Raw genomic sequence first — 16,366 nt, forward strand, 5'->3', positions numbered from 1 at the left:
TCGATCTCGCACTCTTGTCACCGTCTCAGTACCGCTATATTGGCTACTGTGATTCATCTGCGGGCTCATCAAAGGCCGGACGCATGCACCGCACTCTCCCCCTCTCGCGGATCATCGACCTCACCAGCGCCGACGGAAACCGCGTCTACAACATGACGGTGGACGAGGCGCGCGAACTCGTTGCCAGCGGCGACGCCACCGCGGTCGGGCGCATCGAGGGCGAGTTCGCCCTCTTCGGGCACCGCGGGCGCACGGTGTTCTTCGCCCGCACCATCGGCCGCCTGCTGCGGTACTTCATCGCCAAATGGCACGACGGGCCGATCCTGATCGTGGCCGACCGGATCGACGCCATTCGCGACCAGTTGAACGAGCTGGGGCTCGGCGACCAGTTCCACCCGTCCTACACCCGGATGGTGCCCGCGCACCACCTCATGCGGCTCGAACTCGTTGGGTGCCCCGACCCGAGCCCCACCTGCGACCGCTTCTTCGCCCCGACACGCAATTCGCTCCCCGCGGACCCGACCGCCATCGGCGAGCGCTACATCGGCGCGGCCTACAACGAAATCGTCCGCTGGCTCGATCGCGTCCCGGCGCGGGAACCGATCGGCGTCTGTTTCTCCGGCGGGATCGATAGCGGCTCGGTCTTCCTGCTCACCTACCACGCGCTGCTCCGGCGCGGCGACAGCCCGTCTCGCCTCAAAGCGTTCACGCTCGAAGTGGACGGCGCCAGCCCGGACCTGGAACAGGCCCGCGCGTTCCTCGGCCGGCTCGGATTAGACCTCTTCCTCGAACCGATCTCGGTCCGCGGAGCGGACGTACAGATCGAAGACGCGATCCGGGTAATCGAGGACTACAAGCCGCTCGACGTGCAGTCCGCGGCGATGGCCCTGGCGATGTGCCGCGGCATCCGGGCACGGTACCCGGAATGGAAGTACCTACTCGACGGCGACGGGGGCGACGAGAACCTCAAGGACTACCCGATCGAGGACAACCCGGAACTGACCATTCGGAGCGTGCTGAACAACCTGATGCTGTACCAGGAGGGCTGGGGCGTCCAGGCGATCAAGCACTCGCTGACGTACTCGGGCGGGCAGAGCCGCGGGTACGCCCGGACCTACGCCCCGCTCGCGGTCACGGGCTTCACGGGCCTCAGTCCCTTTGTGTGCCCCTCGGTGATTGAAGTGGCGGAGGGGATTCCGTTCATCGAACTGACGAACTGGGACCACGAAAAGCTCTACGCACTGAAGGGCCAAGTCGTTGCGGCGGGCGTTAAAGCTGTGACCGGTCTGGACATGCCGGTGTTCCCGAAGCGCCGGTTCCAGCACGGCGCAACGACCAAGCCCAAGGATCTGTTCCCCACGAGCCCGGCCGCGTACCGCCGGATCTTCCAGAGGGTCTATGACGCCGGTGCCGCTCTTCACGGATGACTGGGTGCTGGCCCACCGGCCCGCCCGGAATTCGCTGCCTGCGGACCGCCCGTATGCCTGGCTCGTCGAACCCGAACCGGCGGGCGCCGGGCGGCTCGTGGACGTCGCGACCCTGTTCCTGACCAACCGCGAGTGCCCGTTCCGCTGCGTGATGTGCGATTTGTGGAAGAACACGCTCCCGGAATCGGTCGCTGTTGGCCAGATACCCGAACAGATTCGTTGGGCACTCGCGCAACTACCGCCGGCGCAGCACCTGAAGCTCTACAACGCGGGGAGCTTCTTCGATCCGCGTGCGATTCCACCGGAGGATTATCCCGCAATCGCACGACTCGCGGCCCCGTTCGAGCGAGTGATCGTCGAGTGCCACCCCAAACTCGTGGGTACTCGGTGTTGGGCGTTCAACGCGCTGCTCGCGGACCGAGGGGTGAAGTTGGAAGTCGCGCTCGGATTGGAGACGGTCCACCCCGAAGTGCTGCTCCGACTGAACAAAAGAATGACGACGGACGATTTCGCGCAGGCGGCCCGCGCGTTGCGGACCGAGGGGATCGCGGTCCGGGCTTTCATTATGGTACGCCCGCCGTTTCTTACCGAGGACGAGGGGCTGGAGTGGGCCAAGCGCTCGCTCGATTTCGCGTTCGCGCACGGCGCGGAATGCTGTAGCCTGATTCCTACGCGCGACGGCAACGGGGCAATGGAAGAACTCGCTCGGGCCGGGCACTTTGCGCCGCCCGCCCTGGAAACACTGGAACGTGCCCTGGAGTACGGCCTCGCGCTGCGCGCGGGGCGCGTGTTCCTCGATTTGTGGGACATCGCCAAAGTCTCTCCCGATGCGCCCGATCGCGCCGCGCGGGTGGCCCGACTCGCCCGAATGAACGTGTCGCAGCGCCTCGAGCCTTGATCCGGAACCGGTACCGTGACCCGATTCGACTGTGATCTCGCGATTCTCGGCTCCGGGTTCGGTGGCACGCTCCTCGCCATCATCGCCCGGAAGCTCGGGTACTCGGTCGCGCTGCTCGAGCGCGGCCAACACCCGCGGTTCGCCATCGGGGAATCCTCGACCCCGCTCGCCGACTTCAAACTCGCGGACATCGCGAACCGGTTCGGACTCGATTGGCTCCGACCGTTCGCCAAATACGGCCCCTGGAAAGCGACCAACCCACACTTACCGTGCGGTTTGAAGCGCGGGTTCAGTTTCTTCCGCCACGAGCGCGGGCAGCCGTTCACCCCGCGGGACGACAACGCGAACACACTGATCGTCGCGGCCAGCCCCAACAACGAGACGGCTGATACACACTGGTTTCGAGCGGACTTCGATTCGCACCTCGTCGACCGCGCGGTGGAAGCAGGAGTTCCGTACCTCGACAACCTGGAAACGCACGCGGTGCGCCACGGCCCCGGCGGGTGGGAACTGGACGGCACCCGGGGCGCCGAGGCCGTCGCGGTCCGCGCCGGGATGCTGATCGACGCGACCGGGACGGGGCAAGTGATAGCCGGCGCGCTCGGGATCGAATCGGTCGATCCCACGAACCTCCGGGCTAAATCGCGCGCGTTGTATTCGCACTTCACCGGCGTCGCGCCCTGGCAATCCGTGCTCGAAGAACAGTACGGACCGGCCGCGACCGCCGGGCACCCGTTCCCGTGCGACGCCGCCGCGCTCCACCAGATCATCGATAACGGCTGGATGTGGGTGCTCCGCTTCGAGAACGGCATCACCAGCGCGGGGTTCTCCCTCGACCCCAGCGCGCACCCGGTGGTTCCCGGCGAATCCCCCGAAGCCGAGTGGACGCGGTTACTGAACACGTACCCGTCGCTCGCACGGCAATTCGCGCGGGCCGTTCCCGTGCGCCCGTTCGTGCGCACCGGCCGGTTGCAGCGCAGGCTCTCGCAAGCGGCCGGCGCGGACTGGGCGTTGCTCCCACACGGCGCCGGGTTTCTGGACGCCTGGCTCAGCCCGGGCATCGCCCAAACGCTCTTCGCGGTCAACCGGCTCGGGCGCATTTTGGCCGAAGAGCGCGCTGGCCCCGGGCGCGAACAGCGCCTGAACGAGTACGGCCGAACGGTTTTGCGGGAACTCGCGTGGGTGGACGAGATCACCGGGACGTGCTTCGCCTGCTTCGATCGGTTCCCCGTACTCGTGTCGGTCGCGGCGCTGTACTTCGTGGCCGCGATCTACTGCGAGGAGCGCGAACGGGCCGGTCTCGCCACCCCCGACGACGCCTTCCTGCTGACCGACCACGCGGAGTACCGTGCGGTCGCCGAACACATATTCCGTAAGGGCGCCGGGCTCCCCGCGGCGGACGCGGACCGGTTCGCGGCCGAAGTTCGGGAGTTGCTCGCGCCGTACAATTCGTGCGGGTTGTGCGATCCCGACCGGTGCAACATGTACCCGTACACCGGAAGCCTCTCCCCGCTTCGTTGAGTTTCACCCGTCAACGGAAGTGTCATGTCCTCATTTTTGCGCCGGCACAGGTCCAAACTGATTGCCGCAGTTCTCGTTCTTCTCGTGGCGGGCGCGGTTGCGACGTTCTTCACGTGGAAGCGCCAGTCGCGCCTGCCCGCTCCGGGCGAGCCGGTCTACGAACAATTCGTGGAAACCTTTGAACTCGGGAGCGCGGCCCTGGACGTGGACGTCTGGGACGTGGCGGAAACGAACCTCAATCAAGCGGTCGGGCTGGTCCCACAAGAACCCGCGGCGTGGGCGAACCGCGCGCTGCTGAACCTCCGAACGGCCCGGCTCCCGGAAGCCGAGCGCGACCTGAAAGAAGCGGAGCGCCTCGCCCCGGACGACCCCGACATCGCGAAACTGCGCGGCGTGCTGGACGAGCGGCGCGGGCGGTTCGCCGAGGCCGTAGCGAGCCTCCGCAAGGGGACCGCGAAAGACCCCGAAGACGTGGAAACGCTCTACTTTCTCGCCCAGGTCATCAACAAGGAACAGAAGCCGGACAGTGACGCGGAGTACCAACGTCTGATGGAAGACGTCCTCGCCGTCCGGCCCACCAACCGGCACGTGCTGACCGAACGGTTGCGGACCGCGGCGCGGCGGGACGATCGCGCGGCCGTCAACGATACGCTTGCTCGGTTGCGGGCCTTCGCGCCGAGTTGGGGGCGCGAGGAGACCCGAACCCTCTTCGGGGAACTGGAACAGGCCGCGGCCGGGCCGCTCGGCGACGCCGTGCTCGGTTCCATTCAGGTCTTCACGAACTTCTTCCGCGCCGAGCCGGGGTACGCCCGCGACGCGAACGAGGTCAGCCCGCCGGGAGGGTTCCGCGGTAACCCGCTCCACACCTTCCGCCGGCTCGCCCCCGCGCGCCACTCCCCCGCCGCACCGGATACCGAACTGACATTCGCCCCCGAGCCTCTGACAGATGCGCCCGCCGGGCACTGGGACGTCGCGGTCCCGGTCTGGCTGACGGGAGAGGGCGCGCCCGTCGTGTTCGTGGCCAACGCGCGCGAGTTGCGGCGCGTCGGTTCGCCGGCCACCCTTCCCTCGATCCCGGTCGCGCCGGATGGCCTCGTACCGCTCGACTGGAACAATGATTTCCGCACCGATCTCCTCCTCGTCGGCCCCAAAGGGGTGCTGTTCTACGAACAAGGGCCGGACGGCAATTTCACCGATGTGACCGCGAAGACCAAGCTCCCGCCCGAAATACTCAAGGGCGATTTCGCCGCGGCGCTGGCGGCCGACGTCGACTTGGACGGCGACCTGGACATCATCCTCGCCCGACGAACGGGCGCGCCGGTCCTCCTGCGCAACAACCTCGATGGCACGTTCGCGGTGGTGCCGATCTTCCCGGAGGTGGCCGACGCACGGGCGTTCGCCTGGGCCGATCTCGACCACGACGGCGCCCCGGACGCCGTGGTCCTCGACGCCGCCGGCCGGCTCCACGTCTTCGCCAGCGAGCGCTCGGGACAGTTCAAGCCGTGGCCCGTGAAACCACCGGCCGAATCGTTCCGCGCGGTCGCGATCTCGGACGCCGATGATGACGGGGTGCTGGATCTCGTCGCGCTCCGCGCGGACGGAACACTCCTCCGCATCTCGGACCGAAACAAGCGGACGAGTTGGGACGTGGCCGAACTCGGGCGCTGGGACAACGTGGCCGGCGCGGAACTCGGCACCATCCACGTACTTACCGCGGACCTCGACAACAACGGGGTGCCCGACTTGATCGTATCAGGGTCGGCCGGCGGTGCGGCGTGGTTGGGTTCCGGGGGCGGAAAGTTCGAGCGCTTGCCGGCGGCTCTTCCCCCGCGTGTGTGCGCGGTCGCGGACCTCGCCGGCACCGGGCGGCTCGATTTGCTCGCACTCGACGCGGAGGGGCACCCCGTCCGCACCCGCATTGTCGGCAAGAAGGATTACCACTGGCAAACGGTTCGGTTCCGTGCGGCACCGGGGCCGACCGAAGGCGACAACCGCATGAACACCTTCGGCGTCGGGGGCGAGATCGAGTTCCGCACCGGCACCTGCGTCGTGAAGCGCCCGATTACCGGCCCCGGGATCCACTTCGGGTTGGGAACCCGAACCAAGTGCGATGTGCTCCGCATCCAGTGGCCCAACGGCACCCCGCAACTCGAATTCGCGCGCGGCATCGACCAGACCGTGGTCGCCGAACAGCGCCTCAAAGGGTCGTGCCCGTTTCTGTTCACCTGGAACGGGGAGCGGTTCGTCTTCGTGACCGACTTCATGTGGAGCACCCCGCTGGGCATGTACATCAACGCCCAGGACAAGGGCGGGTTCCTGCAAACGACCGAGTGGGTGAAGATCCGTGGCGACCAGCTCGTCCCGCGCGACGGGCACTACGAGGTCCGGGTGAACGCGAACCTCTGGGAGACGCACTACTTCGACCACCTTTCTTTGCGTGTTATCGATCACCCACAAAATACGGATCTGTACGTAGACGAGCGGTTCGCACTGGAACCGTCCAAGCCCGCGTTCCACCTCACGCACCCGACCCGACCCGTCGCCCAGGCGCGGGACCACCACGGCGCGGACGTGACCGGCATCGTGCGCGCGGTCGACGGCGAGTACCTGGACCGCGCCGGACGCGGGCTGTACCAGGGCATCACGAACGACCACTGGGTCGAGGTGGATCTGGGGGCCGACGCCCCGACCGAGGGACCGGTCTGGCTCGTCGCCCACGGGTGGATTCACCCGACCGACAGTTCGGTGAACTTCGCACTCGAACAGGGGAAGAACACGCGCCCGCGGGCGTTGACGCTGGAAGTGCCCGACGGTAAGGGCGGCTGGAAGGTGGCCCGCGACAAAATCGGCTTCCCGGCCGGGAAGAATAAAAGTGTCCTCTTGCGCCTCGACGGACTGGACGGCCCGGGCGTCGCCCGGCGGTTCCGGCTCCGCACGAACATGGAGATTTTCTGGGACGCGCTGCACTACGCGCGCGGCGCCGGTGACGCGCAACTCGCCGAGAAGGAGCTGCTCCCCACTGTCGCGGACCTGCGGTTCCGTGGTATCGTGGCTATGACGCAGGCCAACCGCAGCTCGCCCGAGTTGCCCCACTACGACCGACTCGTTTCGCAAGGGCAGCCGTGGCGGGATCTGATCGGGTACCACACGCGGTTCGGGGACGTCCGAGAACTGCTCACGAAAACAGACGACCGGTACGCAATCCTCACAGCGGGTGACGAAATCGTGCTGCGGTTCACCGCCCCGCCCGACCCGCCCCAGGGCTGGAAACGCGACTTCGTTTGGGTCAGCGACGGCTGGGTGAAGGACGGCGACCTCAACACGCGGTTCGGGAAGACGGTGCTGCCGCTCCCCGCGCACAACATGGCGGGCTACGACGTCCCGCCGACCACACTGGAGAACGATCCGGTGTACCGCCGGCACCGCAAAGACTGGACCGACTTCCACACCCGGTACGTGACCCCGGACGCCTACGAGCGCGGGCTGCGGGCCTTCAAGCGCCGGGGGGAACAACCATGAATGCGATCAAGCAAATCATTGTGACCGTCCTGTTCATCGGCATGCTGGGGCTGGTGGTCGTCTTGAACCGCACCAACCGGCCCTCGGAGGAGCAGCTCGCCGCGGAGGAATCACTCAAGCGGTACGGGTTCCACCTGACCGAGTCCGCGGAACGGTCCGGGATCACCTTCCGGCACGAGTCCCCGGTCCTCGACCCGAAGCTGGGACACATCATGCCCATCGTGGCCGCGATGGGGGCGGGCGTCTCGCTCGTCGACTTCGACGGGGACGACTTGCTCGACGTGTACGCGGTCAACAGCAAAGAGGGGAAGCCGAACCACCTGTACCGCAACCGCGGCGACGGGACGTTCGAGGACGTGGCCGGCGCGCTGGGCGTGGCCGACCTGAACCGCCCCGGAACCGGCGCGTGCATGGGCGCGATCTGGGCGGACATCGATAACGACGGGTTCCCGGACCTGTTCGTCTACAAGTGGGGCAAGCCCGAACTCTTTCGGAACAAGCAGGGGAAGGGGTTCGAGCGCGTCACCGACCGGGCCGGGCTGCCGGCGTGGGTCAACGCGAACTCCGCGTGCTGGCTCGACTACGACCGGGACGGGTTACCGGACCTGTTCATCGCCGGGTACTGGCCCGAGGGCATCGACTTGTGGAACCTGAAAACGACCCAGGTGATGCCCGAATCGTTCGAGTTCGCCGAGAACGGCGGGCGCAAGTACCTGTTGCGGAACCGCGGGGACGGCACGTTCGAGGACGTGACGGCGAAAGTGGGCATCAAGAGCACCCGTTGGACGCTCGGCGTAGTCGCGGCCGATCTGTGCGGCACCGGGTACCCGGACATCGTGCTGGCGAACGACTACGGCATCTCCGAGTTCTTCGCCAATAAGGGCGGAGAGCGGTTCGAGGAAGTCGGGCAGGAAACCGGTATCGGTCTAGCCCCGAAAAGCGGGATGAACGCGACCCTGGGTGACGTGCTGAATAAGGGCCAGCTCGCGATCTACATCTCGAACATCACCGAGGCCGGGAACCTCGTTCAGGGCAACAACTTGTGGGTGCCGACCGGGAAAACGCGGACCGGGCGCCCCCGCTACCTCAATCAGGCCGGTACCCTCAGCGTCGAACAGGGGGGGTGGAGTTGGGGGGCGAAGTTCGGCGACCTGAACAACGACGGCCGACTCGACCTGTACCTGACCAACGGCTACGTTTCGGCGGCGAAGGGGAAGAGCTACTGGTACGACTACGGCAAGATCGCGGGCGGGCTGAAGGGGCTGATCCGCGAAGCGCAATTCTGGCCCCCGATCGGCGACCAGAGTCTCAGCGGCTACCAGCAGAAGTGCCTCTGGCTCAATAAGGGCGGCAGCTTCACGGATGTGGGCGCCGCGGTCGGCGTCGCGGACACGTTCGACGGCCGGGCGGTCGCGCTGGGGGATCTGTTCAACCGCGGGGTCGTGGACGTCGCGGTCGCCAACCAAAACGGGCCGCTCCTGCTCTACAAGAACACCGTGGCCCCGGGCCGCGGCTGGGTCCAGTTCGCGCTCACGGGCGGCGCCCGCCCCGGGCGCGAGAAGGGGTGGAGCAACCGCAGCGCCATCGGCGCCCAGGTGCGCCTGGCGTGGCGCCAGGGCGACGGGCCGCTCCAGGAACAGCTCCAGGTCATCACCGCCGGCGACGGTTACGCCTCGCAGAACATGTTCCGCCTGCACTTCGGGCTCGGCACCGGCGCCAGGATCGAGAAGGCCGACATCATCTGGCCCTCGGGCCGAACTCAAACGATTCATTCTCCGAAGGCCGGCATTATCCATCGCGTCGAGGAACCTGGATCATGACTCCCCCTCTCCCCCCGGTGAGTCCCCGCCCCCCGCACGGCCCGGCCCAATCCTGGTCCGGTTTGGCGTGGCGCGCCGGCGCGACCGCGGCCCTGGTCGGCGTTTTCTACATCGCGCGCGGGGCACTGTTGGAGCACTTCGCCGGGGCCGGCGACCCGGCGACCACGCGCGTGGCGGCGATCTCGCTCCTGCTCGTCGCGCTGCTCGCGGTCTGGTGGCAGGTCGTGTCGCGCGACCCGCGGTTCCACGCCCCGATCCTGATTACCGCCATCCTCGCGCTCAGCGACGCCTCGTTCGGGCTCCTGGAGAACCACCCCGCCCCGCCGTGGCTCGTGTCGTGGACCGACGGGATGGTCCTGGAATACTCCCCCACGTTCCTGACGATGGCGGCCACGGTGCTGTGCGAACTGATCCTCGGGCGGTTCATGTGGGGCAAGTGGCCGAACCTCGCGAGCGCGTACATCTCCGGGATCAGCGCCGGCATCCTGGTGAAGTCGTCGCTCCTGTGGCCGTTCGTCCTGTGCGGGCTGATCTCGATCACCTCGAAGTACGTTCTGCGGGTGAGCAACCGGCACCTGTGGAACCCCACGAACCTCGGGATGACGGTGATGCTGTTCCTGGCCCCGCAGTACGTCGCGAGCCTCAGCGTCCAGGCCGGGAACAACGGCTGGGCGGTGGCGACGATCTGGGTGCTCGGCGGCATGATTATGTACAAGCTCGGCCGGTTCCACATCCCCCTGGCCTTCATCATCGCGTTCGTCCCGCTCGCGTTCCTGCGGAGCGAAATCACCGGCCACAAATGGCAGGCGGAACTCGCGCCGATCACGAGCCCGATGTTCCAGCTCTACATCTTCTTCATGATTACCGACCCGAAGACGACCGTCCGGGGGCGCGGGCCCCAGGTTCTCGTCGCGGTCCTTGTGGCCGCGGCCGAGACGTTCTTCCGACTGGTGTTCAAGGACGTTCACTCGCTCTACCACGCGCTGTTCGTCGTCGGCCCGGCGGCCAATTTGGTGGAGATTTACGCCGACCGCGCCCGGAAGCGGCGCGCCAAACGCGCGGTCGCACCCGCGCCCGAAGAGGTGTCCGAACCGGTACCGGCAATGGCACCGGCCGTTTTGACGAAAACGTGATCGCGGCGAACCGGACCGGGACTACGCGCCCGGGTCGAACGGGGCCTCGATTCCGCCGGTGAGTTGGAGCAACTCGAGGAGCCGGGCGCGGTACTCGAGGAACCGGCGGTCGTTGCGCTGGCGCGGGCGCGGGAGGTCCACGTCCAGTACCCGATCGATCCGCCCCGGGCGCGGGGTCATGACCGCGATCCGGTCGCTGAGGTAGAGCGCTTCATCAATGTCGTGGGTGACGAGTAGCATCGTCGTCCCGCGCGCCTGCCACACCCGCAGGATCTCGTCCTGCATCCGCATCCGGGTGAACTGATCGAGCGCGCCGAGCGGCTCGTCGAGCAGCAGCACCCGGGGGTGATTAATCAGTGCCCGGGCCAGCGCCGCCCGCTGCGCCATCCCGCCGGAGAGCTGGTGCGGGTAGGCGTTCGCGAACCCCTCGAGCCCGACGAGCCGCAGGTACTCGTCCACTTCGTGCCGCTTGCTCCGAAGCACGCCGCGGGCCACGAGCCCGGACTCGATGTTCCGCCGAATCGTCAGCCAGGGGAACAGGCTCGGGTCCTGGAACACGACGCCCCGGTCGGCGCTCGGCCCCGTAATCGGTTCGGAGCCGACCCACAATTCGCCCCCGGTCGGTCGATCCAGTCCCGCGACCAGGCGCAGGAGCGTGGACTTCCCGCACCCGCTCGGCCCGACCAGCGACACCAGTTCCCCGGCCCCGACGTCGAGCGCCACGCTATCGAGTGCGACCACGTGCCCCCCCTCAGCGGTGGCGAACGTCTTACCCAGCGAACGGGCACGAAGGGCCGCACCCTCCCCCGCTCCGACCGCGTCGCTCACCACTTGATGACCCCCTTCTGCCACTTCAGAACCCGGTCGCGCGCTTGAAACAGGAGCGTCATCAGGGTGGAGAAGAACACCGCACTGAGGACCAGCGCGCCGTACATCTTCGCGTACTCCATGTACCCCTTTTGCCAGCTCAGGTACCACCCGAGGCCGGCCGGTACGCCGGCGGTTTCGGCGACGATCAGGGTCAGGAACGAGGCGCCCAGCCCCATGAACAGGCCGATGAAGATGTTCGGCATCGCGGCGGGCACGGCGACGCGGAAGATCAGGTAGAACCGCCCGGCACCGAGCGTCCGCGCGACGTCGAGGTACGACAACCGCACGTTGGCGATGCCCGACGACGTGAGAATGGTCATCGGGAACCAGACCGCGAACCCGATCAGCGCGACCGCGCAGGTGAACGAGTCCTTCCAGATGGTCATCACGAGCGGGATGAGTGCCGTAGCGGGAATCGGGCCGATGAACTTCAGCGCGGGCATGGCCCAGTAGCGCACGCGCGGGAACCAACCGACGACGATCCCCGTGACCAGCCCCGCGGTGGCCCCGACCGCGTAGCCGGCGAGGAGCAGCCGCAGCGAGTGCCACGCGCTTTCGAGCAGCAGCACGCGGTCCTCAATGATCGCCCCGAGCACCTCGTTCGGACCCGGGAAAAAGGGCTGGTGGAGCCAGTTCATTTTCGTCGTCACGAGTTCCCATACGGCCGCGACGCCGACCGCCCCCGCGACGAGCGGCGCGTTGTGGCGCACCACCGCCCGCAGCGCCGGGACCACCGCGTGTGCGAGCGCGGCGAGCAGAGCGCCGAGTGCGACCAGGGCGAGGGCCACGGGATAGGGGTGGCGCCACTCCGGGAGCGCGTCCAACCACGTGAGGGGCGGGAGCTGCTCGGTGGGTAGGAACTGGTGAACGACCAGGGCCGCGGCGACGACGAAGACGGGGGAGAGAACACTGAGCGTCGGGCCAATGGTGCCGGCGCCGCGCCGGTCGGTTACCGGCGCGGCGACACCCGCCTGAGGGTCGGCGAGGTTTGAAGCCATCAAGCAATCTCCAGAACAAAACCGTGTCGGACCGGTCACTCAATGCAACAGCGGGTGCAGCAGAGGCAGCTCCCCTTCCCGCCGTCGAACAGCGCCGCGAACAGATCGGGCCTGAGCCGCAGCGGGCGGGCGCCCTCGATGTGCTCGACATTCTGGGCGCTGACCCACTCGTCGGTGACCCCTTCGAGATCGATCCACGCCCGCTTCGCCAGTGCCGCCGGGTCCGTCGACGCCCCGAGCAGCTTGGCCTTCTTCATGTCCTCGGCCGCCTGCTCGACGCTCCGTTTCCCCTTCGCCACACCCGGCATGTACTTCAACTGCATCAGCGCCTGAGTGTTGATATCGACCTTGGCCGCGATGTACTTCTTTTCGACGCCCAATTCGGCCGCGGCTTTCGGGTTCTCCTGCACCCACTTCGCGCCCTTCAGGATGGCTTTGGTGACCTTCGCCGCGGCCGCGGGGTACTTGCGCGCGAACTCGCCGTTCACGACCACCGCACAGCAATACTCGTCGGCATACGGCTGGTCCGTCGCTTGATCGGCGATGGTTCGGACGATCTTGTTCCCTTCCAGGATGGTGCCGATCGGGTCGGCCGTGGCGATCGCGTCGAGCTCGCCCTGTTGGAGCCGCTGCCCGAGCAGCCCCGGTTCCATCGCGACCCAGGTGACCTCCTTGGCCTCGACCGATGGGTCGATGCCGACGGCGGCGAGCGTGCGACTGGCGAACATGGCCGGCGGGCTGCCGATGTTCGACGGCACCCCGATCCGCTTGCCCTTCAGTTCCGCGACGCTCTTGATCGGAGAGTTCGGGGGCACCTGCACCCGCAGGCAGCCGGTGTGGACGCCCGCGGTGATCTTGAAATCGCTCCCCTTCTCGACGCCCTTGAGGATGTACATCACGAGCGTGTGGTTCGCGTGGAACTGGCCGCTGGCGAGCCCCTCGCGCAGCCCGTCCCAGTCCGTCTTCACGATCTCGACGTCGGCGCCCTGTTCGGTGAACATCCCCTTTTCCTGGGCGACGAAGATCGGCGCCTCGCAGGTCAGCCCGAGGTACGCGACCTTGATCTTGCCGGGGTCGCCGCCGGTCGAGTCGCTCTTGCCGCACCCGACCGGAAGGAGCGCGAGTCCCACCGCGCCGAACAGCGCCGCGAGAAGGAACCGGGTGCGCGGCCGGCGGGGCGCGGGTGTACTGGTCATCGTGAAGTCTCGTGTGGTGCGGCCGTTGAGTACCCGTGTCATGATACCGCCCGCCGGAGCCGTTCCGACGGGCGGGGCGCGGTCACTTCTTGAGAATCTTTTCCTGGTTCGCCAGGATCGTTTCCTGGTTCGCCAACATCTTGTCGAGTTTCGCTTGGTTAGCCAGGATCACCGATTGGTTGGCCTCGATCTTCGCCTGGTTGGTCAAGATCTGCTGCTGGTTCCCCAGAATCGTTCGTTGGTTCGCGAGTACTTCGTCGTTCGCCATTGCCAATCTCCTGGTGAATATGCTCTCCCGGCGGGTCGGCCGCGGATGTCGCGGACCCGGACCCGCTCCGGGTTGGGAGCCGGTGTTCGATTCGCACCCGAACCGACGGCACGCAGTGCGAGTGCTGCGCCACCTTCGGGCGTGGGCGCGTCCCTGCGAAACGCGCCCACTCTATCACACTCAAACATCGTTCGCCCGGTTACTCCTATTTCTCCTCGGGCTTTTTCGGCGGGCTGGCGAACACGTTTTCGCGCTCCAGCGGCAGTTGGAACCCGTCGGAAATGCGGGTCATATACAGTCCGCGGCACAGCCACCAGAACGTGAACAGAGCCTTATCGGGTCCGAGCTGCTTTTCCAGCGTCCGGTAATCGGCCGCGTTCAGATCCCACGGAGCGAGCGAGAGCTTCCGCGCGTAGGCGTAGGCGTGTTGCTCGGCGGGGGGGAAGCAGGACCAGTCGTCCCCGGCCAGGCGCCGGGTGCGCTCGGCGACGGCCTTCTTGTCCAGCCCGGCCACTTCCAGGAGCATTTCGCAGTGGCCCATGCAGTAGTTGCACTGGATGCTCCGGGTCTGAACCCAGAACAGGCTCTCCTCGAACACGCGGTCCTGCTTCGACTCGGCCCACATGGTCCGCGTCGCGACGTTCCACGGGACGGCCAGTTCGGGCACGTAGCCGTTGCAAACGAGGCTCCAGACGATCTTCGTCGGCCGCGTCGCGTACCCGGGCGGCAGCGCGGCCTTCACCTGTTCCCACTCCGGGACGGGCAACCGCGGGGTCCGGTCCCGCTGCTTTTCCAGGCGCTTCTGGAGGTCGTCGAACGTCAGCTTCGACCACTCCGGGTCGCGCGGGACGACCGTCTCGCCCGATTTGAGGAGCGCGGGAAGTTCCTTCTGCTCGGGCAGAATCGGAGCGACTTGCAGTGCATCAGCGGCGAACTTCACGCCGAGCGGGGCCACCGGCCCGTCCGCCTCCAGCGGGATGCCCAGCCCGAGGATCAGTCGGTCCTGGAAGTTGCCGTAAGCCGCGAGCAGCACCATCGCCGCGACCTTCTTGTCGCCGAACCGCTTCCGCAGCGTGGCAAATTGCTCGTCCGTGATCGTCGGCGCGGCGAGCGTCAACAACCGGGCGAACTCGAGCGGTTCCCGGTCCTCGGTCGGCCACTTGGCCGGGGCGCCCGTGAGCACAGTTACGGCCTCGGCGCCGGCCACTCGCTTGAGGTCGGCGAGCGCGGTCAGTTCGGTGTACTCGCACCGGTTCGCCCGGGCGACGGCCCAGCGCATTTTCGCTCGGAGCGCCGGGTCCAGCGGACTTTTCGTCCGGTGCGCCTCGTCGAGTACGAGCATCGCGGCCGCGGTCCGCGGTAAGTGCCCGGCGACCGCCTTCACCCAGTTCGGCAGCGGTCCGTCCCCTCCCGCTTCGACCTTCGGCAGCTTCGCCCATGTGTCCTTATCACTCGGCAGGGGAATCACGCCGACATCGGTCTTCGGCGCCTTCACGGGCGCGGATTCAATGAGGCTCATGAGAAGCGCCTGCTCCATTTCGCCCGGTTTGAAGCCGAACGGCCCGCGCCCGCTCTTGTACGCGACCTTCCCGCCCGCGTCGATCACGTACAGGCGCGCCGGCATCCCGCTGTACGCATTACCGACCGGGTCGCTGATCTCGTCTACGAACACGGGCAGTCCCGGGTTTAGCTTTTTGCGGAACTGCGCGCACACTTCGGCCCGCTCTTCGGTGGTAGTCGGCTGCTTCACGGCGACGCCGAGCCGGGCGTTCGATTCCATCTTCCAGCCGTCCGTCGGGTGCGCTTCGCGCACGTAGACCATGATGAACGTGGCCTTGTCCTTGTACCGCTCGAAGAGCGCGTCCACGTCCGGGTAGAGCGCGCGGAACGGCCCGCAGGTGAAGTTCCCGAACACCAGTACGACGGGGCGCTTGCCGGTCTCCTTCGAGAGCTGCACCGTTTCCTTGCCGTCCACCGACTTGAGCGTGAAGTCCGGCGCGAGAGTGCCGACCTTCGGCCCTTCCTGGATGGACCCGATCTCGCCCGCGTACAGCCCCTTCACCAGTACCGGAACCGTCGGGCCGTCGCCCGGAGCGAACCCGGCCGGCCCGCGCGGGATCATCGCGCGGCGGAAGTCGTCGGCGGTGAAGTGGTCCTTCCCGCTCGCGAGCCGCTTGAACACCTCGTCGAGTTCCTCGCGCGTGAGGCGCCCGTCACCGGACACATCGAACCGGCGGAACATGCGCGAGAGCATGTTGGCCTGTTGCACGTAGGGGCTGCGGTCCGACCAGTCGAGGTCGGAGGGGGCGATCTTCCCGTCGCCGTCGCGGTCGAGCGCATCGAACAGTGCCGCCGATCCGCGGAACTTGTCCCGCGGGATCGCAGTAATCTTCGCGTCGAGCCCGCTGTGTTCGACCAGCCATTTCCAGGTGTACCGCGACTCGGACGGGCCGAACCAGCCGTCGGTACCGTTCAACTGCGACCCCTTCAGGATCGCGACGAGCATCCGCGCCGCTTCGGGTTGCGGCGCGCCCGCGAAGTGCTTCTCGACGAGTTCCACCGCGGCCGCGGCCTCTTTCGCGTCACCGAGTTTGTCCGGGTCGAGTTTCGGCAGTACCACCGGTTTCGGCGCGTCCGCGGCCGGCCCCGGTGCGATGAGCAGCGCGGCCAGAACCGGCGCTGCGAAGAATCGAGTCCGCATGGGATGAACCTCCGG

Annotated in this window: 11 protein-coding genes; 6 read left to right on the forward strand and 5 right to left on the reverse strand. The window is 67.2% G+C overall.

Features of this window, described 5'->3' with window-relative positions:
- The first annotated feature begins 83 nt into the window (after nt 1-83).
- From J8F10_RS14580 to J8F10_RS14605, 6 genes are read left to right on the forward strand one after another with little or no spacing between them, the layout of a single operon-like run.
- A complete protein-coding gene (locus J8F10_RS14580; protein WP_210654687.1) occupies nt 84-1,427 on the forward strand; it encodes an asparagine synthase-related protein in 1,344 nt (447 codons plus the stop codon).
- Entirely contained in the window at nt 1,399-2,325 is a 927-nt protein-coding gene (locus J8F10_RS14585; RefSeq protein WP_210654689.1) for a radical SAM protein, read from the forward strand. Before J8F10_RS14580 ends, J8F10_RS14585 begins: the two co-directional genes overlap by 29 nt.
- 15 nt (nt 2,326-2,340) lie before the next feature.
- A complete protein-coding gene (locus tag J8F10_RS14590) occupies nt 2,341-3,846 on the forward strand; it encodes an NAD(P)/FAD-dependent oxidoreductase (RefSeq protein WP_210654690.1) in 1,506 nt (501 codons plus the stop codon).
- 24 nt (nt 3,847-3,870) lie between these two features.
- Nucleotides 3,871-7,365 carry a CRTAC1 family protein gene (locus J8F10_RS14595; protein WP_210654692.1) on the forward strand — a complete coding sequence of 1,165 codons (3,495 nt, stop codon included), beginning with the start codon at nt 3,871-3,873 and terminating at the stop codon, nt 7,363-7,365.
- Nucleotides 7,362-9,185: a CRTAC1 family protein gene (locus J8F10_RS14600; protein ID WP_210654694.1), complete on the forward strand. Its 1,824-nt coding sequence runs from the start codon at nt 7,362-7,364 to the stop codon at nt 9,183-9,185. The genes J8F10_RS14595 and J8F10_RS14600 overlap by 4 nt, the downstream gene beginning before the upstream one ends.
- On the forward strand, nt 9,182-10,318 hold the full coding sequence (locus J8F10_RS14605) for a hypothetical protein (RefSeq protein ID WP_210654696.1): 1,137 nt from the start codon (nt 9,182-9,184) through the stop codon (nt 10,316-10,318). Before J8F10_RS14600 ends, J8F10_RS14605 begins: the two co-directional genes overlap by 4 nt.
- Nucleotides 10,319-10,339: 21 nt before the next feature.
- Here the strand turns inward: J8F10_RS14605 and J8F10_RS14610 are convergent, their stop codons facing one another.
- The 5 genes from J8F10_RS14610 to J8F10_RS14630 form a co-directional block, all read right to left on the reverse strand.
- A complete protein-coding gene (locus J8F10_RS14610; protein WP_390891108.1) occupies nt 10,340-11,149 on the reverse strand; it encodes an ABC transporter ATP-binding protein in 810 nt (269 codons plus the stop codon).
- The gene (locus J8F10_RS14615) at nt 11,143-12,186 is read right to left on the reverse strand and encodes an ABC transporter permease (RefSeq protein WP_210654700.1); all 1,044 of its coding nucleotides are present in this window, start codon (nt 12,184-12,186) and stop codon (nt 11,143-11,145) included. Before J8F10_RS14615 ends, J8F10_RS14610 begins: the two co-directional genes overlap by 7 nt.
- A 35-nt stretch (nt 12,187-12,221) precedes the next feature.
- Nucleotides 12,222-13,382, reverse strand: a complete 1,161-nt coding sequence (locus J8F10_RS14620; protein WP_210654702.1) for an ABC transporter substrate-binding protein — start codon at nt 13,380-13,382, stop codon at nt 12,222-12,224.
- An 82-nt stretch (nt 13,383-13,464) separates the two neighbouring features.
- The gene (locus J8F10_RS14625) at nt 13,465-13,650 is read right to left on the reverse strand and encodes a hypothetical protein (protein ID WP_210654704.1); all 186 of its coding nucleotides are present in this window, start codon (nt 13,648-13,650) and stop codon (nt 13,465-13,467) included.
- A gap of 205 nt (nt 13,651-13,855) precedes the next feature.
- Entirely contained in the window at nt 13,856-16,351 is a 2,496-nt protein-coding gene (locus J8F10_RS14630) for a deiodinase family protein (protein ID WP_210654706.1), read from the reverse strand.
- Between the last annotated feature and the right edge of the window lie 15 nt (nt 16,352-16,366).

This window comes from Gemmata palustris, assembly GCF_017939745.1.
Taxonomy (GTDB): Bacteria; Planctomycetota; Planctomycetia; order Gemmatales; family Gemmataceae; genus Gemmata; species Gemmata palustris.